This window comes from Massilia sp. WG5 (assembly GCF_001412595.2).
Taxonomy (GTDB): Bacteria; Pseudomonadota; Gammaproteobacteria; order Burkholderiales; family Burkholderiaceae_D; genus Telluria.
The window spans coordinates 5,335,464-5,355,336 of sequence record NZ_CP012640.2; the positions used below are offsets into that span (position 1 = coordinate 5,335,464).

The 19,873-nt window shown below is 66.0% G+C and carries 18 protein-coding genes and 1 tRNA gene; 10 read left to right on the forward strand and 9 right to left on the reverse strand.

What is annotated here, in order from left to right; all coding sequences use genetic code 11:
• Nucleotides 1-87 precede the first annotated feature (87 nt).
• A complete protein-coding gene (locus AM586_RS23785) occupies nt 88-285 on the reverse strand; it encodes a YbdD/YjiX family protein (protein ID WP_036165641.1) in 198 nt (65 codons plus the stop codon).
• A gap of 2 nt (nt 286-287) precedes the next feature.
• Nucleotides 288-2,354: a carbon starvation CstA family protein gene (locus AM586_RS23790; protein WP_060566751.1), complete on the reverse strand. Its 2,067-nt coding sequence runs from the start codon at nt 2,352-2,354 to the stop codon at nt 288-290.
• A gap of 197 nt (nt 2,355-2,551) precedes the next feature.
• Between AM586_RS23790 and AM586_RS23795 the strand changes: the two genes are divergently transcribed.
• From AM586_RS23795 to AM586_RS29305, 8 genes are all read left to right on the forward strand, one after another.
• The gene (locus tag AM586_RS23795; RefSeq protein WP_047826354.1) at nt 2,552-3,922 is read left to right on the forward strand and encodes a cache domain-containing protein; all 1,371 of its coding nucleotides are present in this window, start codon (nt 2,552-2,554) and stop codon (nt 3,920-3,922) included.
• On the forward strand, nt 3,915-4,544 hold the full coding sequence (locus tag AM586_RS23800; protein WP_047826355.1) for a response regulator transcription factor: 630 nt from the start codon (nt 3,915-3,917) through the stop codon (nt 4,542-4,544). Before AM586_RS23795 ends, AM586_RS23800 begins: the two co-directional genes overlap by 8 nt.
• Before the next feature lie 106 nt (nt 4,545-4,650).
• On the forward strand, nt 4,651-5,847 hold the full coding sequence (locus AM586_RS23805) for an HDOD domain-containing protein (protein ID WP_047826356.1): 1,197 nt from the start codon (nt 4,651-4,653) through the stop codon (nt 5,845-5,847).
• Nucleotides 5,840-7,873, forward strand: a complete 2,034-nt coding sequence (locus AM586_RS23810) for a bifunctional diguanylate cyclase/phosphodiesterase (protein ID WP_047826357.1) — start codon at nt 5,840-5,842, stop codon at nt 7,871-7,873. The genes AM586_RS23805 and AM586_RS23810 overlap by 8 nt, the downstream gene beginning before the upstream one ends.
• Nucleotides 7,874-7,988: 115 nt before the next feature.
• A tRNA-Ser gene (locus tag AM586_RS23815) sits at nt 7,989-8,078 on the forward strand.
• The gene (locus AM586_RS23820) at nt 8,051-8,716 is read left to right on the forward strand and encodes a lysozyme (protein WP_082439500.1); all 666 of its coding nucleotides are present in this window, start codon (nt 8,051-8,053) and stop codon (nt 8,714-8,716) included. The genes AM586_RS23815 and AM586_RS23820 overlap by 28 nt, the downstream gene beginning before the upstream one ends.
• A complete protein-coding gene (locus AM586_RS28970) occupies nt 8,713-9,153 on the forward strand; it encodes a hypothetical protein (protein WP_047826359.1) in 441 nt (146 codons plus the stop codon). The genes AM586_RS23820 and AM586_RS28970 overlap by 4 nt, the downstream gene beginning before the upstream one ends.
• Before the next feature lie 65 nt (nt 9,154-9,218).
• Entirely contained in the window at nt 9,219-9,425 is a 207-nt protein-coding gene (locus tag AM586_RS29305; protein ID WP_162600585.1) for a PEP-CTERM sorting domain-containing protein, read from the forward strand.
• Here the strand turns inward: AM586_RS29305 and AM586_RS23830 are convergent.
• From AM586_RS23830 to AM586_RS23840, 3 genes are all read right to left on the reverse strand, one after another.
• Complete coding sequence (locus tag AM586_RS23830) at nt 9,379-10,890, reverse strand: amidase (RefSeq protein WP_047826360.1); 1,512 nt, start codon at nt 10,888-10,890, stop codon at nt 9,379-9,381. The genes AM586_RS29305 and AM586_RS23830 overlap by 47 nt on opposite strands.
• Nucleotides 10,891-10,961: 71 nt before the next feature.
• The gene (locus tag AM586_RS23835; protein WP_052234435.1) at nt 10,962-13,073 is read right to left on the reverse strand and encodes a TonB-dependent siderophore receptor; all 2,112 of its coding nucleotides are present in this window, start codon (nt 13,071-13,073) and stop codon (nt 10,962-10,964) included.
• 121 nt (nt 13,074-13,194) lie between these two features.
• A complete protein-coding gene (locus AM586_RS23840) occupies nt 13,195-14,535 on the reverse strand; it encodes an alpha-amylase family glycosyl hydrolase (RefSeq protein ID WP_047826361.1) in 1,341 nt (446 codons plus the stop codon).
• 208 nt (nt 14,536-14,743) lie between these two features.
• On the opposite strand from AM586_RS23840, the gene AM586_RS23845 reads away from it, so the two are divergent.
• Nucleotides 14,744-15,742 (forward strand): porin, encoded by a 999-nt coding sequence (locus tag AM586_RS23845; RefSeq protein WP_052234436.1) that lies wholly within the window; start codon nt 14,744-14,746, stop codon nt 15,740-15,742.
• Between the two features lie 50 nt (nt 15,743-15,792).
• Nucleotides 15,793-16,230 carry a hypothetical protein gene (locus tag AM586_RS23850; protein WP_047826362.1) on the forward strand — a complete coding sequence of 146 codons (438 nt, stop codon included), beginning with the start codon at nt 15,793-15,795 and terminating at the stop codon, nt 16,228-16,230.
• A gap of 105 nt (nt 16,231-16,335) precedes the next feature.
• On the opposite strand, the gene AM586_RS23855 is transcribed toward AM586_RS23850, so the two are convergent.
• The 4 genes from AM586_RS23855 to AM586_RS23870 all read right to left on the reverse strand — a co-directional run bounded on the left by AM586_RS23855 (nt 16,336) and on the right by AM586_RS23870 (nt 19,832).
• A complete protein-coding gene (locus AM586_RS23855; RefSeq protein WP_047826363.1) occupies nt 16,336-17,376 on the reverse strand; it encodes an SDR family oxidoreductase in 1,041 nt (346 codons plus the stop codon).
• A gap of 17 nt (nt 17,377-17,393) precedes the next feature.
• Entirely contained in the window at nt 17,394-18,446 is a 1,053-nt protein-coding gene (locus AM586_RS23860) for an SDR family oxidoreductase (RefSeq protein ID WP_047826364.1), read from the reverse strand.
• Nucleotides 18,447-18,510: 64 nt separating this feature from the next.
• Entirely contained in the window at nt 18,511-19,515 is a 1,005-nt protein-coding gene (locus AM586_RS23865; protein ID WP_060566753.1) for a sulfate ABC transporter substrate-binding protein, read from the reverse strand.
• Nucleotides 19,516-19,619: 104 nt separating this feature from the next.
• The gene (locus AM586_RS23870) at nt 19,620-19,832 is read right to left on the reverse strand and encodes a hypothetical protein (RefSeq protein WP_060566755.1); all 213 of its coding nucleotides are present in this window, start codon (nt 19,830-19,832) and stop codon (nt 19,620-19,622) included.
• Between the last annotated feature and the right edge of the window lie 41 nt (nt 19,833-19,873).

The window sequence follows — 19,873 nt, forward strand, 5'->3', positions numbered from 1 at the left end:
GTCGTGGGGCAAGAGGAGGGAAGGACAACGAAAAAGGGACGCGCAATGGCGTCCCTTGGGTAGCGATACGGCCTCCGGCCGGCAGCGTCAGCAGCAGCCGCCGCGCTTGCCGTTGCCGTAGCGCGCCTGCTGGCGCTCGCGGAAGAACTCCTCGTAGCTCATCACAGGCTGATCCGGGTGGGTCTTTTCCATGTGCGCCACATAGGTGTCGTATTCCGGCAGGCCGACCATCAGGCGCATGCTTTGCCCGAGGTAGCGGCCCGCCTGTGCCAGCGTGCTGAACATGATCAGGCCTCGACTGCTGGCTCGACCGGCACGTATGGGGTTTCCTTGGCGCTCGGACGGGTTTCCCTGTTCGCCTGCATGGCGGTACGGATACCGTAGAACAGCACGGCGACGACCACGAACATGAAGAAGCCGCACAGGGTGGCGTCGACATAGTCGTTGAAGATCACGCGGCTCATCTGGTCCAGGCTCTTGGCCGGGGCCAGCACCTGGCCCTGGTCGAGGGCGGCCTGGAATTTATGGGCGTGCGACAGGAAGCCGATCTTGACGTTCTCATGGAAGATCTTCTGCCAGCCGGCGGTCAGGGTGCAGATCAGCAGCCAGACGGTCGGCACGATGGTGACCCAGGCGTACTGGCCGCGCTTCATCTTGAACAGCACGGCGGTGCCCAGGGACAGCGCGATACCGGCCAGCATCTGGTTGGCGATGCCGAACAGCGGCCACAGGGTGTTGATGCCGCCCAGCGGATCGACCACGCCCTGGTACAGGAAGTAACCCCAGGCCGCCACGCACAGGCCGGTGGCGATCAGGTTGGCCGGCAGGGAGTCGGTGCGCTTGAAGGCCGGGGCGAAGGCGCCCAGCAGGTCCTGCAGCATGAAGCGGCCGGCGCGGGTGCCCGCGTCCACCGCGGTCAGGATGAACAGGGCTTCGAACAGGATCGCGAAGTGGTACCAGAAGGCCATCATCGCCTTGCCGCCGATCACGTTCGACAGGATGTGGGCCATGCCGACCGCCAGGGTCGGGGCGCCGCCGGCGCGCGAGATGATGGTGTTCTCGCCGACGTCCTTGGCGAGCTGGGTCAGCTGGTCGGGGGTGATCACGAAGCCGAGATTCGACACCGCGGCGGCGGCGCTCTGCGCGGTGGTGCCGAGCAGGGCGGCCGGGCTGTTCATCGCGAAGTAGACGCCCGGCTCGATGGTCGAGGCGGCCACCAGGGCCATGATGGCGACGAAGGATTCCATCAGCATGCCGCCGTAGCCGATGAAGCGGGCGTGGGTCTCGTTCTCGATCATCTTCGGCGTGGTGCCGGAGGAGATCAGCGCGTGGAAGCCGGACACGGCGCCGCAGGCGATGGTGATGAACAGGAAGGGGAACAGGCTGCCCGACCAGGCCGGGCCGGTGCCGTCGATGAAGCGGGTGACCGACGGCATCTGCATGTGCGGAGCGACGAACACGATGCCCAGCGCCAGCGCGGCGATGGTGCCGATCTTCAGGAAGGTCGACAGGTAGTCGCGCGGGGCCAGCAGCAGCCACACCGGGATCACCGAGGCGATGAAGCCGTAGCCGATCAGCATCCAGGTCAGCTGCACGCCGGTGAAGGTGAACATCGGGCCCCAGGTCGGCGAATCGTGCACTGCCTGGCCGCCGATAATCGCCAGCATCAGCAGCACGAAACCGATCAGCGAGACTTCGCCGATGCGGCCGACGCGGATGTAGCGCGAGTAGATGCCCATGAACAGGGCGATCGGGATGGTCGCCATCACGGTGAAGGAGCCCCACGGCGAGTTGGTGAGCGCCTTCACGACGATCAGCGCCAGCACGGCCAGGATGATCACCATGATCATGAAGGTGCCGAACAGGGCGATGACGCCCGGGATCTCGCCCATTTCGGACTTGATCAGGTCGCCCAGCGAGCGGCCGTCGCGGCGCATCGACAGGAACAGCACCATGAAGTCCTGCACGGCGCCGGCGAACACGACGCCGGCCAGGATCCACAGCATGCCCGGCAGGTAGCCCATCTGCGCCGCCAGGACCGGACCGACCAGCGGGCCGGCGCCGGCGATCGCGGCGAAGTGGTGGCCGAACAGCACGTAGCGGTTGGTCGGCACGAAGTCGAGGCCGTCGTTGAACTTGTAGGCCGGGGTCTGGCGGCGGGCGTCCAGGCCCATCACCTTGTCGGAGATGTACAGGCTGTAGAAGCGGTAGGCGATGAGGTAGACGCACACGGCGGCGACCACGATCCACACGGCATTGATGGATTCGCCCCGGTTCAGGGCGACATAGGCGAGCGAGATGGCGCCCGCCAGCGAAAGCGCGGCCCAACCGAGCCGGCTCGTAAGACGATTCATGGTGACTCCTCCAAGCAGTAATTACTTATTCTGAAAGCTAATCTTGCTTACATTACTGGCAAGCTACCAATCAGTATCTTGCACCGCTCCGCAATCAACAAGCGCATGATTACGGAGTCGTATGCGTAGTAATACGTAGGACCACCCCTGCATTCGAGCGTACAATTTCATGTTACGACGAAATCCATGCGCACGGAATGAAGTTACGGCAGAAGTTTATTTTTCTCGCGATCGCCCCGCTGATCCTTGCCCTGTGCGCGATTGCTTTATTCATCCGGCAGCAGGCCGTCACCCTTGCGCAGCAGCAGCGCGCCACCATCCAGCAGGCGTATCTGGCCACCAAGCAGGCCGAGCTCGCGCATTATGTGGAGCTGGCCTCGCATGCCATCGCCCACCTGACCGCATCCGGCCGCACCGACCCGGCCACGCTGGAAGAAGCCAAGCAGGTGCTGGCCTCGCTCAGCTTCGGCAACGACGGCTACTTCTTCGTGTATGACCTGAATGGCCGCAACCTGATGCATCCACGTCAGCCTGAACTGATCGGGCGCAATCTGTGGAACCTGCACGATCAGTTCGGCGCGCCGACCATCCAGAACCTGATCGCGGTGGCGAAGCAGGGCGGCGGCATGGTGCGCTACAACTGGGCCAAGCCCTCGACCGGGGTGTCCGCACCCAAGCTCGGCTACGTGGTCCTGATCCCCGCCTGGGGCTGGATGATGGGCAGCGGCCTCTACCTGGACGATGTCGACGCCGCCCTCGCCAAGGTCGACGCCCAGCAGTCGCGGAATATCCAGACCACGATGTGGTGGATCGCCGGCCTGGCGATCCTGTCGGCGCTGGTGATCGGCGTCTCAGGGCTGGCGCTGAACGTCAGCGAATCGCGGGTCGCCGACGCCAAGCTGAAGGTGCTGGCGCAGCGCGTGGTCGATTCGCAGGAGGCCGAGCGCGCACGGCTGTCGCGCGACCTGCACGACGGCATCAGCCAGTGGCTGGTGTCGATCAAGCTGCAGATCGAGGCCGGCGTGATCCGCCTGGCCGGCAGCCCCGAACAGCAGACGCAGGCGCGCGCCAGCTTCGAACGCACCGCCGAGGAACTCAACAAGGTGCTGGGCGAAGTGCGGCGCATCTCGCACGACCTGCGCCCGACCCTGCTGGACGACCTCGGCCTGGCCGCCGCGCTCGAGCACCTGGCGCAGGAATTCAGCCAGCACAGCGGCATGCCGGTCGCGTTTTCCTCGGCCGGCAAGGTGGCGCGCCTGCCGCAGGTGGTGGGCACGGTGCTGTTCCGCATCGCCCAGGAAGCGCTGACGAATATCGAGCGCCATGCCGGCGCGAATAACATCGCGCTGTCGCTGGAGCGGCGCCGCGGCGTGCTGACGCTCGCCATTCTGGATGACGGGGCCGGCTTCGACCTTGATCACGTGGCCGTGCACCCGCAGCGCGGCATCGGCCTGCGCAATATGATGGAGCGCCTGGACGCGATCGGCGGCACGCTCCGGATCGATTCCTCGGCGGCGGGCACCACGGTGCGCGCGATCGTCGACCTGAGCCACTGGAACCATGACTGAAACGAAGCAAGAACCCATCCGCATTATGCTGGTCGACGACCACCCGCTGGTGCGCGACGGCCTGCGCGCGCGCCTGGAAGCGGTGCCGCATTTCCGCGTCGTGGCCGAGGCCGGATCCGGCCTCGAGGCCCTGCAGCTGGCGGGCGGCGCCCCGATCGACCTGGTGCTGATGGACATTACGATGCGCGACGGCAGCGGCATCGACGCCACCGCCCAGCTCACGCGCAGCCACCCGGACATCGCCGTGCTGATCCTGTCCATGCACGACAAGCTCGAGTACGTGAGCCAGGCCATGCAGGCCGGCGCGCGCGGCTATGTGCTGAAGGACGCGCCCGGCAAGGACATCGTGCTGGCGATCGACACCGTGATGGCCGGCGGCATCTATTACAGCGCGCCAGTGGCGCGCCAGCTGGTCAGGCCGGCCGCGCAGGACAACCAGCTGACCTCGCGCGAGCAGGAAGTGCTGCGCCATATCGCCAAGGGTGAGTCGAACAAGCAGATCGCACGGGCGCTCGACCTGTCGGTGCGTACCGTCGAAACCCATCGCCTGAACATCAAGCGCAAGCTCGGCATCGAAGGACAGGCCGAGCTCATCAAATTCGCGGTCCAGCACGCGTCCTGAAAAAGTGTATCCACGCGGAAACAAATTCAGTTGCTTTCCGATAATGGCTGCACTACTATTAACGAATTGACCAATCATGCATAATCACTAACCCGTCCACCCAGACATGGCCGCTGCCTCGTTTCCGTTGGTTGAGATCCGTTCCGTCGCCAACGCGCAGAACGAGTGGGTTGCGCTGCTGCTGCGCGCGGCCGAAGGCGTTCTCGACGACGTCACCCTGCAAGCCATGTTCGGCGCGCCGGATTTGCTGGCGGCGCTGGCGCCGCTGGATTGCATCGTGCTGCTGGATTCCCCGGCGGCGCTCACCCCGCCCGTACTGAAACTGCTGCCGCCGAACCGCATGGTGCTGGCGGTGCGTGCGCAAGCGCTTGAAGAAGAGGGCGCGCCGCGCCGCCTGGCCGACCTGCAGATCGAGGGCTACCGCGTGCTGCTGGACGGTCCGCTGCCCGAGGGCATGAAGCAGCCGGCCGCGCTGCGCGGCGTGTCGCGCGATGTCGGCGGAGATTGCGAAGGCGGCGCCGGCGGGCTGGCCCCGGGCTCGCTGCCGGCCCTGTTCGGCCCGCACCTGGCGCGCCGCGTCGACAGCCTCGCCTGCATGCGCGCCTGCGAGAACGCCGGTTTCGGCTGGTTTTCGGGCAGCTATGCGCTCGACCTGGCCGAGACCGAAGCCAGGGAACCGTCCCGGCAGGACGACGGCACCCGGCGCCGGCGGCTCCTGACCATGCTGGCGCTGCTGGCCCGCGACGCCGATTCCTGCGAACTCGAAGCCCAGCTGAAACAGGACCCGGGCCTGTCCTACCACCTGCTCAAGCTGGTGAATTCCGCCGCGTTCTCGAGCGGCACCCATATCGCCAGCTTCGGCCAGGCCATCAGCCGCATCGGCCGGCGCCAGCTGCAGCGCTGGCTGCAATTGCTGCTGTACGCGCGCCAGCATCCGGACGGCCCGCCGAACCTGCTGTTGCCGATCGCCGCGCGCCGCGGCGCCTTGCTGGAAGCGCTGTGCAAGCGCGACGGCGGCGACCGCGACCAGCAGGATCTCGCTTTCATGACCGGCGTGTTCTCGCTGCTCGACCGCCTGTTCGGCATGCCGATGGCGACCCTGCTGCGCGACCTGAACCTGCCGATCGAGGTCGAAGCGGCCCTGCTGGCGCGCGAAGGCCAGCTGGGCCAGCGCCTGCGCCTGTGCGAGATGCCGGGGCCGGACAGCGTGGTCCTGGCCCGCGCCGGCATCGACAGCCTGGCATGGTGGCAGGGCCAGCTCCATGCCTATCACTGGGCCATACAGGTGGCGCGCAATGTCTGAGCCGACCGTCGCTTTGCCAGGCGATATCCCGGGCAGCAGCGCTGCCGTGTGCCAGGCCGTGCTCAGGCTGCGCGGCGAGGCCCTGCATGCCGAACTGGGACGCATCGCCGGCGGCCTGCTGGGCTGCCCGGAGGCCGTCTTCGTGGCCGGCGCGGGGCTCGGTGATGTGCCAGGTGAGGTGCTGAGCGCGCAGGTCGGACCCGACAGCGACGGCCTGGGCCGCTACGAACTGCGCGGCCGGACTTTCGCCAGCGAAGACCGGCGCCAGCTCGAATCCCTGGCCACGCTCACCGCAACCCTGCTGCAGATGCACGGCCTGGCCCAGCGCACCACCCACGCCTATGCCCAGGTCGAGGCCCAGCTGGCGCACCAGTCGCAGATCCTGGACCAGATCCACGAATCGGTGCTGACCACCGACCGCATGGGCTACATCACCAGCTGGAACCGCGGCGCCGAGCAGCTGTTCGGCTACAGCGCGATCGAAGCGGTGGGCCGGCACATCCTTTTCCTGTACGTCGATGAAGAGGCGGATTTCCCGGACGCCTTCGCCGAGCAGGGCGGGCGCTTGATGGAAGTCCGGCGCCGCAAGAAGTCGGGCGAGATCTTCTGGGCCAGCCTGTCGCTGTCGCCGCTGCGCGACCTCGACGACCACCCGATCGGCCTGATCGCCTACCTGACCGACATCACCGAGCGCAAGCTGGCCGAAGAGCGCCTGCACCACCTGGCCTATTACCAGGAGCTGACCGGCCTGCCGAACCGCACGCTGTTCGCGCGCCTGGTCGACCAGGGGCTGATGTCCGCCCAGCGCAACGAAGGCACGGCCTGCGTGCTGTACATCGACCTGAACCGCTTCAAGCTGATCAACGGCACCCTCGGCCGCACGGTCGGCGACGAACTGCTGCGCCAGGTCGCGCAGCGCTTCCGCGGCGCGCTGCGCGACGAGGACGTGGTCTCGCACGTGGCCGCCGACGAATTCGCGATCGGCCTGTTCGACGTGCGCCAGCACTTCGAGGCGACCACGGTGGCGCAGAAGCTGCAGGCGGTGCTGGAAGCGCCGTTCCTGATCGGCGGCCACGACCTGCGCGTTGGCGCCAGCGTCGGCATCAGCGTGTATCCGCAGGACGGCGCGGACGCCGAGACCCTGCTGCGCATGGCCGACATCGCGATGCAGCGCGCCAAGGAGCGCGTCGACAACCCCGACCAGGGCGTGGCCTTCTACCGTCTCGACATGAACGAAGGCATGCAGCAGCGCATGCAGATCGAATCCGGCCTGCGCCACGCGCTCGGCCACGGCGAACTGCTGCTGCACTACCAGCCGAAATTCGAGATCGGGAGCGGCCGCCTGGTCGGCGCCGAAGCCCTGGTGCGCTGGATGCACCCGCAGCGCGGCATGGTGCCGCCGAGCGACTTCATTCCGCTGGCCGAGACCACGGGCCTGATCGTGCAGGTGGGGGAGTGGGTGCTGGAACAGGCCTGCGCCCAGGCCGCGATCTGGCAGCGCGCCGGCTTGCCGCCGTTCCGCCTGGCGGTGAACGTCTCGGCGCGCGAGTTCACGTCTTCGCTGCCGGGCCGGGTGGCCGACACCCTGAAGCGCTACCGCATCGACGCCTCGTGGCTGGAACTGGAGATCACCGAGAGCACGCTGATGCACGACATCGACTACGTGATCGGCATCATGGACCGCATCAGCGCGCTGGGCGTGGCGCTGTCGCTGGACGACTTCGGCACCGGCTATTCATCGCTCAGTTACCTGAAGCGCTTCCCGATCGATACCCTGAAGATCGACCGTTCCTTCACCACCGGCATCCCCGCGGATACGAGCGACTGCGCGATCGCCAGCACCATCATCAGCATGGGCCGCAAGCTGGGGCACCGCGTGATCGCCGAGGGCGTCGAGACCCTGGAGCAGATGGAGTTCCTGCGCCAGGCGGGCTGCGACGAGGTGCAGGGGTATTTGTATGGGAAGCCGCTGCCGGAGTATGAGTTCGAGAAGGCCTTGCGGGAGAATTGGTTGCTGGTGGCGTGAGCCTGCGCACTTTGCGCCGTCGTTCCCGCGAAGGCGGGAATCCAGGTTTGTACGCGCAGCCGACGACGCTAAGCCTGCCTGTCGAGCAACGAATTATGTATAATGTGGTTCCCCAGGAAGCGTGGCCGAGTGGTTGAAGGCAGCAGTCTTGAAAACTGCCGACGGGGGAACCCGTTCGTGAGTTCGAATCTCACCGCTTCCGCCAAAATGCCGAAAACTGCCCCATTATTCGGGGCTTTTTTTCGTCTTCCAACATCACCTCTCCTGATCTTTCCCAACCTAAACTTCGAAATCCAGCGCAACACTTCCAGCTTGTCCTCAATCTGGACACCAAGCATGCGCATGAGTACTGACGGCCGCGCCTCATTGCAACGGTGCGAAAAGTTGATGATGAGGTTCTACGACGATGGCGGTCGTCCAGGCGTAGGGAACTGCAGCTTTGGTTTCGGCACCAAGGTGCACCAGGGACCGTGCACGCCTGAAGAACTGAAGACCGAAGTAACGACCGATATGGTGAAAGCATCGTTCGAAAGTCGTTTGCTCGAAGCGGAGCGGGCTGTCGAGCGCAATATCAAGGTTAGGCTCAGCCAGCAGCAGTTCGATGCGCTGGTGAGCCTTACCTATAACGCTGGCGCTTACGGAACCCGGGATGTCTACAAGTTGATCAATGCAGGAAAAATGAAGCAAGCCGCCGACCTCATTTCCAGCATGGTCTATTCCACGCAAAAGAAGCGGGGAAGGAGAGCACTTGTCCTAATGAGTGGACTGGTCGCCCGCCGCCAACAGGAGAGCGCGCCGTTCGGCGACGCAAGCGCGAATGAATCCAGGAGCGCCGCCAAATGAAAATCCTGCTCAGCCAGCTCCAGCTTGCGACAATGATGTTCATCCTGTCCCTGCCCGCATACGCCAAGGATCCGCTCGCCGATCTTTACGGCGCCTGGAAAATCCAATCCATCCTCGGCAGCGGCGCCACCGGCAGTCTGTCCGACCGGGAAGCCCGGCGAATGCTCGGCAAGACCCTGCTGATCGAAGCCAGGCGCTTCACTTTCAATGGCCAGCCTTGCGCCGACACCAGCTATGAAGAAACCATCGAGGATACCGTCGGCCACTTCGAACCGGAATGGAACACCGAGGTCAAGGATATTCCGCTGCCCGATCCCGTAAGGGTCATCGATACCGGCTGCAATATCCTGTATCCGCTCAAGAACGGCAAACTGATGGTAGCGGAAAAGGGCGTGTTTTTCGAAGCCATAAGAATGAAGCGCCCACGGTCTCCCTAAATCAAGCGGCTACCGCCGAGTTGCCCCCGCACGACAAGAGCCCCATCCGTGCACACGGCCCCTACATGCTCGGCGAGACCTATGTATCGGTCCATCCCCAGGACGGGGGAGGAAACGGATTCGTGCTCAGGGGTACGGAACTGGCGAGCGTGGCATGGACCGTCAGTCCGGTACCGGAACCGGCCGAATACGCGATGCTCGCCGGGGGCCTCATCTTTGCCGGTTTTACGCGGCGCCGGCGCCGGCGCGGGCGAGCGCCGGCAGCCTGTTGAACCACGGCTGCGCCTCTTCGAGCTGCCGCGCCACCTGCAGCAGCCTGTCCTCGCTCCCGAACGGCCCCACGAACTGCACGCCCAGCGGCAGCCCGTCCGGCGTCCAGTACAGCGGCACGCTCATCGAAGGCGTTCCGGTCAGGTTCGACAGCTGCGTGAACGGCACGTAGCGCAGGTTATCGGTCGCGATCTTTTGCACCGTGGCGTCGAGCATGCCCAGCCGCGCCAGCACGCCAAGGATGCCGGTCCCGTGCAGGAAGCCGAGCAAGCCCTTTTCGAAGCCCGATGGGTCGCCGGTACCATGCGTGATCGGCGGCGCAGCCAGGGTCGGCGTCAGCAGCAGGTCATACTGCGCGTGGAACGCCGCCAAAGAACGTGAAAACGCGTTCCAGCGGTTCAGCTGCGTCGTCAGTTCCACTGCCGACACGCTGGACCCCAGCGTCACCAGGATCCGGTTCATCAACTCCAGGTCGCGTTCCCGCGCACCCAGCGCCTTCGCGCGCACCACCGCGGCCGGGATCTGTCCGAAGTACATGTGCAGGTAACTCTGCGCCAGCGCCGCCCCGTCGATCTGCGGCGCCGCTTCCTCGACGTGATGACCAAGCGACGCCAGCAAGCGCGCAGCCTGCTCGACCGCGCGCACCGCCTCCGGATGCACTTCCGTCCCGATCGGCGACACTGACGTGAAGCCGATCCGCAGGCGCCCCGGCGCCTTGCGCATGGCCTGCGCATACGGTTCCGAAGGCGGCGCAATCACGAAGGGATCGCCCGGCTCCGCGCCCTGCAGCAGGTCGAGCGCCTGCGCCGAATCGCGCACGCTGCGCGAGATCACGCCTTCGCTGGAGGCGCCGAACCAGACTTCGCCGATGCCCGGCCCGGACGATACCCGCCCGCGCGACGGCCGCAGGGAGAACAGGCCGCAGCAGGCCGCCGGGATGCGCAGCGAGCCGCCGCCGTCGTTCCCGGCCGCCATCGGCACGATGCCCGCGGCGACCGCCGCCGCCGCGCCGCCGCTCGATCCGCCGGGCGTGCGCGCCAGGTCCCAGGGATTGTTCGTGCGGCCGAACAGCTCGGGGTCGGTGACGGCGCGGATCGCGAACTCGGGCAGGTTGGTCTTGCCGAAGATAACCAGGCCGGCCTTCAGGTAGCGTTCGACCACGTGCGCATGCTGCGCAGGGACGAAGCCCTTCATCGCGCGGCTGCCGTAGCTGGTAGGATGGCCGGCGTAGTCCTGCACGCCGTCCTTGATCAGGAAGGGCACGCCGGCAAAGGGGCCGGACAGCGGGCGGGACGCCTGCGCGCGCGCCTCGGGCTCCATCAGCCGCACGATCGCGTTCACGTCGCCGTGCACGCGCCGGTGCTGGGCCAGCGCCAGGTCCAGCAGTTCGCCGGCGCGGACCTCGCCGCGCGCCACGTGGTCGGCGAGGGCGGTGGCGTCGCTGGCAAGGTAGTCGGCAAGCTGCATTCGGATTCCTTCCAAATAGGCGATGTGATTTGACATCGCATATTGTCACAAAAGAAATCTTGCCGCAATGCTTAAAGGTTCTGCTCCCAGACCAGGCGCCAGACGGTCCGCGTACGATGCACGAGGCTCGTGGTGAGGTCGGGTTCGCCCGCATAGACGCTGCGCTCGGTGTAGTTCCGATGCAGCAGGTCGGACACCGACAGGCGCAACCTGGCGCGGGCGTCGCGCTTCCACAGCGCATACAGGTCGAGCTGGCGCTTGGCGCCGCCGTAGTCGGCCTGCAGCGGACCCTGGCGCGAGGCATAGCCGCTGCGGTGGGTATAGGTGCCGCCGAGTTCCAGCGACTGGCCTGGCGCCGCGTAATCCAGTCCGAGGTTGCCGTTCCAGTCGGGCTGGCCGGCGATGCGGTTGTCCGGCCCCGCCACCGCTTCCAGTCGCGACCAGTTGCGCGCCAGGTTCACGCGTCCGGCCAGCGCGCCGCGCCGCGTCCTGGCTTCGAACTCCAGCCCGCGCACGCTCGCGTTGCCGACATTGTCCGGCATGACGATCCACACGCCGTTCTGCTGGAACACGCGGTCCAGCGTGATGTCGCGGATGCGCTTGGCGAAGGCGCTGATGCTGAGCATGTCGTCCTTTCCCGCATAGTGTTCCCAGGCCAGGTCGGCGCCCAGCGCCAGTTCGGGGCGCAGGTTCGGATTGCCCTGCTGGTCGGGGTTGTTGGCGCTGTTATTGTTGTCGACCGTGTAGCGGCGCGGCATGAGCTGCGTGATCTGCGGCGCCTTGTAGGTGCGGCTGAGGGCGAAGCGGAACTGGTCGCCCTTGCCTGGCTTGAACAGGGTTTGGAAGATCGGACTCCAGACGCCGGAGTCGACGTCGACCGCGGCGTGGGCATTGCCTTCGCCGGTCGTGTGCAGGCTTTCCCGGCGCAGGCCCAGGTAGGCCGACCAGGCCTCGTCCAGGTCCCACTCGTCCTGAATCCAGAAGGCGCCGCGCTGGACCCTCGCCTGGTAGGCCTCGTCGCTGTCGAGGAGCAGCCGGCCGGCAGCGTCGAACTGGTGCTCGCGCCGGTATTCGTCGCGCCGCGTGCGGCCCAGTTCCCAGCCCAGGGCCAGCGCGTGCGTCTTCAGGATCGGCTGGCGGTAGCTGCCGTTGAAGGTCAGCCCGCGTTCGGACGGGCCGGACGCCACGCGATGGGTCTCGAGCAGGGTGTCGCCGGCGTCCATGCCGCGGTAGAGGAAGTCGGCGTCGAGCCTCCTGGTGTAGCCGGACAGCTTGGCATTCAAGCGCGCGCCGCCGTCCAGCTTGCGGGTCCAGGACAGGTCGGCATAGCCCTGCGGCGGCGAGTCGGCGCGGTAGCTGCTGGCGCCATGCGCGAAGCCGCCCGGCATGCCGATCGGCGTGTCCGCGAGCTCGGTCTTGCTGTTATCGATGCGCTTCCAGCGCACATAGCTTTGCGAGCTGAAGCTGTCCCGCGCGTTCGGCTGCCAGTCCAGGCGCGGCGTGAATTCGAGCAGGTCGTTGCGCTGGCGGTCCGACCAGGCGGTATGGCGCAGCAGGGCAGGTGCGCGGCTCTCGTCGGTCGCGACGCCGGCATAGGTGTCCTGCCTGCGGCTGAGGATGGCCGTGAGGGTCCAGGCCAGGGTGCCGGCGCGGCCGGAATGCTGGAGGTTCAGGCTGGGCGCCGGACGGCCGGCGGCAAGCGAGCTGCCGGCCTTGATCTCGGTCTGCGGCGTGCCCGGCCGGGCCGCCTTGCCGGCCTTGCGCAGGATGATGTTGATGGCGCCGGCCACGGCCTGTCCGCTGGTCTCGGCCGTGGGCGCGCGCAGGATCTCGATGCGCTCGACCAGCTCGGGATCGATCGTTTCCAGCGAAAAGCCGGCGGGGGCCGCCAGGCCGCCCAGCAGGATGGCGACATAGCCTGCGCCCAGCCCGCGCATGCGGATCGCCGGCTTGCCCGGTGCGCCGTCGATACTGATGCCGGGCTGGCGCTTGAGGACCTCGATGAGGCTGGTGTCGCCCTGGCGCACGATCTCGTCGCGGCCCACGACGATGGCGGCGGTGGTCGATTGCGCGCGCTGTTCGAGGCCGCCGGCGCTGATCGTCACCTGCTGCATGGGCTGGGTTTGCGCGCTGGCGACGGCATGCATCGCCAGCAGCAGGGCGCCGGTTCGTGAAGTCTTCATCGGATCACATAATTGCTAAAGTGCAAAAAGTATGCGATCCGCCCCGCACCGCTTCAAGCGCGCTGGGACGAATCCCCGGCGCCCTGTGACTAAGTACTCGCCCGGTCAAGTACTTGGAGCATCAGCGTTTCGGCGCCTCGATCCGGTAATCCCAGGCCGCCAGCGTCTGCCGCTTGCCGCCCGGCAAGGCGTACTGCTGGGCAGCGTTCGACAGGTTTACGCTGACTTGCACCGCGTTGCCGTCGCGCTTGCGCTGGAAGGCGAAGACTTTGTCGTTTCCGGTCTCCAGCACCTCGGCGGGGCCGCCGTACTGGCCGTTCCACAGCGCCGGGTTGTCGTGCTTCAGCTTGAGCAGGCCGGCGTAGAAGGGCGCGTACTGGTAGTTCTTCCACTGGATCGGGTCCTTCTCGAAGAACTCGATGCGCTTGTCCAGCCCCGCTTCCTGGCCGCCGTAGATCAGCGGCATGCCGGGCAGGGTGGCGGCCAGCACCGCCATCGCCTTGAAGGCCGGACCGTAGAGTTCGACGTCGCTGCCGGCCCAGGAATTCTCGTCGTGGTTCGAGGTGAAGCGCATGCGGTAGGCGCCCGGCGGGAAGGCCTTCGGCGGATGCGCCAGGAAGTCCTTCAGCGCGCGTGCATCCTTCTTGCCCTTGGCGATGTCCTTGAACAGGTCCTTGGTGTCCCAGCCATAGGTCATGTCGAAGGCGTGCTCGTGCAGCTCCGGCTTGTCGGCTTCGGCCAGCATGAAGACCGGCTTGATGCGGTCGAGTGCATCGCGCGCCTGGTTCCAGAACGGCGTCGGCACCTTGCCGGCGACGTCGCAGCGGAAGCCATCGATATCGGTCTCGCGCACCCAGTAGCTCATCGCATCCGTCATGCCTTTCCACAGGCCGGACCCGGGCTTGCTCCAGTCGAGGCCGGTCACGTCGGTCCAGTATTCCGGCTCGCCGCCGTCGGTATAAGTGACCGGGAAGATCTCGCCCTTCTCGTTCAGCAGGTACCAGTCCTTGTGCTCGGCCGTCCACCGGTTGTCGAAGGCCGTGTGGTTGGCGACCCAGTCGATGATGACTTTCATGCCCAGCCCGTGCGCCTGTTTCACCAGGGCCTTGAAATCGGCCAGGTTGCCGAACTCCGGATTCACCGCCGTATAGTCGCGCACCGCGTAGTAGCTGCCCAGCGTGCCCTTGCGGTTCTTTTCGCCGATCGGCTGGATCGGCATCAGCCACAGGATGTCGACGCCCATCTTCTTCAGGCGCGGCAGGTGGGCGGCGAAGGCCTTGAAGGTCCCCTCCGGCGTGTACTGGCGAATATTGACTTCATAGATGTTGGCGTTCTTCGACCAGGCCACATGGCTCATCGGCGCCGATGCGGGCGCGGCGTCCGCGGCAAGAGCAGGGAAGAAGGCGAAGGCGCCGCTGACGGCCAGGGTGGCTGTAGCAAGGGTACGGGCAAGCTGTCTCATTATGGTGTTCTTCCTGTAGTTTAGTTACAGATGGTTCCTGGATTCTAAACCGGAAAGCGGGCTGTGGCCTAGACAAGATGAGCCTGCTGACTTGCCGCGTCGGAATACGCTGACAAAAATGCGAGCCAAGAAGTTCGCCGCTTTGTGCGATATTGGACAGAGCTGGGGTGTAAAGACGGGCTACTGTAGGCATACAGAGGAACACGCCATGAAGACGCCGCCCATTATTGCCATCGTATTCTGTGGAGCCGCCCGGCTCGCGTTCGCACAGGACGCGGCCGCCGGCGCACCACCCGCCGCCCCCGCCGACGCCACGGCGAAGGCAGCGGCCGCGCACGACATCGCCGTCTTTACCGGCGTGCCCACCCGCAATCCCGGCGCGGACTGGGCGTCGCCGCCGCGGCGCCGCTACGGCCAGCCCGATTTCCGGTCCCCGCACGGCGACATCGAAGGTTTCACGCTGGGCCGCCAGTACAACCTGGAATACCTGTCGCTGGCCGACGTCGGCGATCCCTTCCACAGCGGCACCGCCGGCAGGGCCAGCAACCTGGTCGGGCCGAACGGCCTGCGCGCGAACGACAACGTGCGCTACTACAGCAACCGCAGCGAGCACCTGTCGTCCGGCGCCTCCTGGACCGTCGACACCCTGGGCGGCGATCCCCTGGCGGACCGCGCCTGGGGCATGACGGTGGGCGTCGACATGGGCATGTTCTCGCTGCGCGCCGCGCACCAGAACCGGCACGTGGCCCAGGTCCACCTGTACGACCTGGCCGGCGCAAACATGGATGCGAAGAATTCGCTGATCGCCGCCAACCTGCGCATGCGCTGGGGCACGGCCTATGCGGCTTATGCGGCAAATCGCGGCTGGGGCAGCTCGCCGCTGTACAACCCGGACAATCCCTACGGCGCCGGCGTGGCCAGCACGTCCTCGACCGACAGCCGCGACACCCTGGTGGGCGTGGCCGTGCCGATGACGAACTCGACCACCTTCCTGGCGTCCTTCATCCACAAAAACGACCGCGACCTCGCCAATCGCGACGCCAACCAGTTCGCGGTGGGCGCCAGCTATGTGGTGTCGCGCAAGACCGACTTCTACACGGCGGTCTCGCGCACCATCACCACGAACGGCAATGGCCTGCTGGTCGGCGGGGCTGCGCATCCCAGCGGCAGCCTGGCAGTGAATATCGGCATGCGCCATGCGTTTTGAATTTGGGGTAGCCTGACCTCATGACTTTATTGCATTGAATTGGAGGACATATGACTGGCTCGAGCACACTAGACCCGGATAACTTTCCCGGAGCACCAGACCGCAGCCTTGGCAAAGGCCATGGCGTCGACGCCCTTGGCCCGAGCGACGTGACCGACAGCGGCAGCGACGTCGTCGGCGGTCCCGGCTTCGCGGCCAACCTGGACGACGACCAGATACTCGACCTGGACAGGGGCACGACCTCGGACAACGAGGAAGGCTATGCCCACGATACCGCCGGCGCCGACATGGGCGATCCCAACCTGGAAAGCGACAGCGACTTCGGCGGCACCGGCGAGCGCGCCGCGGCCGGCCGCGACCTGCGCGTCAGGGACGGCAACGACATCGACACCGACCACATCGAGACGATCCCGAACCTGCCGCTGACGGACGAGGATGTGGATTTCCTCGGCAGCGAGCCGCCGAAGGGGCCGGCGCCGGGCAAGTAAGACGGATGCGGACGCAAAAGAAACCGGGCGCTTGAAAGACCGCCCGGTTTTTTTGTAGGGTGTTTTGAGGCCGGGGGCCTCAAAACGAACGCCCACGCGACCGCATCACGCCTGCCAGACGTTCCGCTGCCCCGGCCGCCGCATCAGGCCCCACGCAGCCAGCAGCGCCCCGCCCACCAGCACCGTCTTCACCGGCGCCGACTGCATCTGGAAAGCCGTATAGACGCTGGTTTCGGAAGTCCTGTGCGGCAGGTTATTCCGCTGCCGCAGTTCGCGCGCCGGATCGGGCGCGTGCAGGGCGTCGCGGCGGTCCGGATTGTTCGGCTGGTCGGGCTGCTGTTCCTGACGGAACACCGTGGCCCGCATCAGGCGGTCGACCGAACGCGGCATCAGCCCGCTGAGCGTGGACAGCAGCCTTGCCCGGCCGCCCACGAACAGATCGCGTTCCGGCGTCTCGGCGGCGTGCAGGATGGTCTTCGCCACCAGTTCCGGCGCATAGACCGGCGGCGGCAGGTCGGGCTCGTGCGGCATGTAGTTCTTCGCGTGCGCGGTGAACGGGGTATCGATGCCGGCGGGCTTGATCAGCGTGAGCGAAATCGGCGCCTCGTCCTTTTCCAGTTCCATGCGCAGCGATTCGGTAAACGCCTTCACCGCGTGCTTGGAGGCGGCATAGGTGCCCATCAGCGGTACCGAGCGGTCCGAGGCTTCGCTGCCGACATTGATGATCGCGCCGCCGCCGTGTGCCTTCATCAGCTTCACGGCGGTCAGGCTGCCGTGCACCACGCCCCAGAAATTCGTCTGCATGACGCGGTGCATGTCTTCCAGCGACACCTGTTCCTGGCTGCCGTAGACGCCGATCCCGGCATTGTTGACCCAGGTGTCGATGCGGCCGAAATGCTCGATCGCCGCCTGGCCGATGCGTTCGACGTCGTCCATCCTGCCGACGTCGGCCGCCACCGTGACCGCTTCCACGCCGCGCTGGCGCATCTCGTGCGCCAGGGTATCGAGCGCATCGCCGTCGCGCGCCGCCAGCACCAGTTTCGCGCCGGCCTCGGCCGCGGTGCGCGCTGTCACCAGGCCGATGCCGCTGGTGGCGCCGGTGAGGACCATCACCTGGTCGTTCAGCTTCTTGAGTTTGACTGTCATGGCTGTTCTCCTCGCGTTCAGAAGACGCTGCGCAGATGGGGGCGGCGCAAGGTGGCGCTGTTGATGAGTTTCCAGGCGGCGAACAGGGCGCCGGCGCCCAGCAGGGCGGGTATGATCTTGTTCGCACGCAGCGAGACGGCCGTGTAGGCGCTGGATTCGGCCACGTGGCGGTCCGTCATGCCATGGCGCTGGCGCAGCTCGTTGCGCGGATCGGGTTCGTGCAGGGCGTCGCGCCGGTCCGGCGCACTCGGCAGGTCGGATTGCTGCTGCTTGAACATCGATGCGTTCATGAACTTGTCGAGCGCGCGCGGCATCCCGAAGGCGCCGGCCGACACCGCCTTCGAGGCGCCGCCGACGAACACGTCGCGCTTCGGATGCCGGGCCGCGTAGAGGATCGACCTGGCGACGACTTCGGGAGCGTAGATCGGCGGCGGCAGGGTCGGTTCCTTGTCCATGTAGTTCTTCGCATGCACGGTGAACATGGTGTCGATCCCGGCCGGCTTGATCAGGGTAAGCGACAGCGGGGCACCTTCCTTCTCGAGCTCCATGCGCAGCGCGTCGGTAAAGGCCTTCACGGCGTGCTTGGACGCCGAATACAGGCCCTGCAGCGGGATCGCGCGTTCCGACAGTTCGCTGCCGAGGTTGATGATGGCGCCGCCGCCGCGCGTCTTCATGTGCTTGACCGCTTCGAGCGAGCCATGCACGACGCCCCAGTAGTTGGTCTGGAACAGGCGCTGCATGTCTTCCAGCGGGACGTCTTCGTTGCGCCCGTAGATCGAGATGCCGGCGTTATTGATCCAGGTGTCGATGCGGCCGAAGCGCTCCATCGCCGTGCTGCCGATGCGTTCGACGTCTTCCGGCTTGCCGACGTCGGCCGCCACGGTGGCGACCTTGCAGCCCTTGAGGCGCAGTTCGCTGGCCAGCTGGTCCAGCGCCTCGCCGTTGCGCGCCGCCAGCACCAGCTTCGCGCCTTGCTCGGCGGCCATGCGCGCGGTGGTCAGGCCGATGCCGCTGGTGGCGCCGGTGATGACCATGACCTGCTCGTCGATCTTGCGTAATTTTACGGACATGATGACTTGCTCCTCTTGTTTGGCTTGTGAACACGACAATCGTGCCCATGCCGGGGATTTCAAGTCATTTCTTTAGATAGATCTGGTCGAACACGCCCCCATCCGCGAAGTGCGCCTTCTGCGCCTTGGTCCAGCCGCCGGCGACCTCGTCGATGGTGAACAGCTTGATGGCCGGGAATTGCGCCGCGTACTGCTTGGCGTAAGGCTCGACCACCGGACGGTAGTAGTGCCTGGCGGCGATCTGCTGGCCTTCGGCGCTGTACAGGTATTGCAGGTAGGCTTCGGCCACGGCGCGGGTGCCGCGCTTGTCGACCACCTTGTCGACCACGGCGACCGGCGGCTCGGCCAGGATGCTGCTCGAGGGGGCCACGATCTCGAACTTGTCCGGGCCCAGCTCCTTCACCGCCAGCAGGGCTTCGTTTTCCCAGGCCAGCAGCACGTCGCCGATGCCGCGTTCGGTGAAGGTGGTGGTGGCGCCGCGGGCGCCGGAGTCGAGCACCGGCACGTTCCTGTACAGCCTGGCCAGGTAGTCGCGCGCCGATGCCTCGGTCGCGCCGGGCAGGCGCAGGGCGTAGCCGTAGGCGGCCAGGTGGTTCCAGCGCGCGCCGCCGGAGGTCTTCGGATTCGGCGTGATCACGGACACGCCCGGCCTGACCAGGTCGGCCCAGTCGCGGATCTGCTTCGGATTGCCCTTGCGGACCAGGAACACGATGGTCGAGGCGTAGGGCGCGCTGCGGTGGGCGAGCCGCTGCTGCCAGTTGTGCGCGATAAGGCCGCGTTCACTGATAGCATCGATATCATAGGCCAGGGCCAGCGTGACGACGTCCGCGGACAGGCCGTCGATCACCGAGCGCGCCTGCTTGCCGGAGCCGCCATGCGACTGCTTGACGGTCACCTTGTCGCCCGTTTTCGCCTTCCACTGGCGCGCGAAAGCCTGGTTGAAATCCTGGTACAGCTCACGCGTCGGGTCGTAGGACACGTTCAGCAGGGTGATGTCGGCGGCGAAGGCGGCGGACTGGCCCAGCAGCGCAGCAAGGGCCAGGGCGGCGGCGATTTTTTTATGAAGCATCGTTTTCTTTCGGGCAGATGAGGAAGCCTTAGAGTAGGTTCCAGCTCAGCGAAAGAAAACGAATTTAAACGATGAACCTTATGCGCTTTTTAATGCCCGGCTTCTCACTTGGCCTTCGACAGGATCAGCAGCCAGCGGCGGAACAGCAGGATCTCAAGGTGGCCCGGGACGACGCCGGTATCGAATTCGATGATCGGGTTGACTGCATAGAAGCGCTTGCGGAAATCACGGGTGACGAGGATCTCGCGGCGGCCAAAGCGGGCCAGGAACGGAGTCGGTGCGTATTCCATGCCGAAAGAGCTGTTCAGAGTAGTCATGACGATCCCTTAATCGAGTTGGTTGTTCAGTGTTGTCTTGC

Coding starts and splice junctions, on each gene's coding strand:
- AM586_RS23785 (WP_036165641.1), bottom strand. CDS start 285: ATGTTCAGCACGCTGGCACAGGCGGGCCGCTACCTCGGGCAAAGCATG.
- AM586_RS23790 (WP_060566751.1), bottom strand. CDS start 2,354: ATGAATCGTCTTACGAGCCGGCTCGGTTGGGCCGCGCTTTCGCTGGCG.
- AM586_RS23795 (WP_047826354.1), top strand. CDS start 2,552: ATGAAGTTACGGCAGAAGTTTATTTTTCTCGCGATCGCCCCGCTGATC.
- AM586_RS23800 (WP_047826355.1), top strand. CDS start 3,915: ATGACTGAAACGAAGCAAGAACCCATCCGCATTATGCTGGTCGACGAC.
- AM586_RS23805 (WP_047826356.1), top strand. CDS start 4,651: ATGGCCGCTGCCTCGTTTCCGTTGGTTGAGATCCGTTCCGTCGCCAAC.
- AM586_RS23810 (WP_047826357.1), top strand. CDS start 5,840: ATGTCTGAGCCGACCGTCGCTTTGCCAGGCGATATCCCGGGCAGCAGC.
- AM586_RS28970 (WP_047826359.1), top strand. CDS start 8,713: ATGAAAATCCTGCTCAGCCAGCTCCAGCTTGCGACAATGATGTTCATC.
- AM586_RS29305 (WP_162600585.1), top strand. CDS start 9,219: ATGCTCGGCGAGACCTATGTATCGGTCCATCCCCAGGACGGGGGAGGA.
- AM586_RS23830 (WP_047826360.1), bottom strand. CDS start 10,890: ATGCAGCTTGCCGACTACCTTGCCAGCGACGCCACCGCCCTCGCCGAC.
- AM586_RS23835 (WP_052234435.1), bottom strand. CDS start 13,073: ATGAAGACTTCACGAACCGGCGCCCTGCTGCTGGCGATGCATGCCGTC.
- AM586_RS23840 (WP_047826361.1), bottom strand. CDS start 14,535: ATGAGACAGCTTGCCCGTACCCTTGCTACAGCCACCCTGGCCGTCAGC.
- AM586_RS23845 (WP_052234436.1), top strand. CDS start 14,744: ATGAAGACGCCGCCCATTATTGCCATCGTATTCTGTGGAGCCGCCCGG.
- AM586_RS23850 (WP_047826362.1), top strand. CDS start 15,793: ATGACTGGCTCGAGCACACTAGACCCGGATAACTTTCCCGGAGCACCA.
- AM586_RS23855 (WP_047826363.1), bottom strand. CDS start 17,376: ATGACAGTCAAACTCAAGAAGCTGAACGACCAGGTGATGGTCCTCACC.
- AM586_RS23860 (WP_047826364.1), bottom strand. CDS start 18,446: ATGTCCGTAAAATTACGCAAGATCGACGAGCAGGTCATGGTCATCACC.
- AM586_RS23865 (WP_060566753.1), bottom strand. CDS start 19,515: ATGCTTCATAAAAAAATCGCCGCCGCCCTGGCCCTTGCTGCGCTGCTG.
- AM586_RS23870 (WP_060566755.1), bottom strand. CDS start 19,832: ATGACTACTCTGAACAGCTCTTTCGGCATGGAATACGCACCGACTCCG.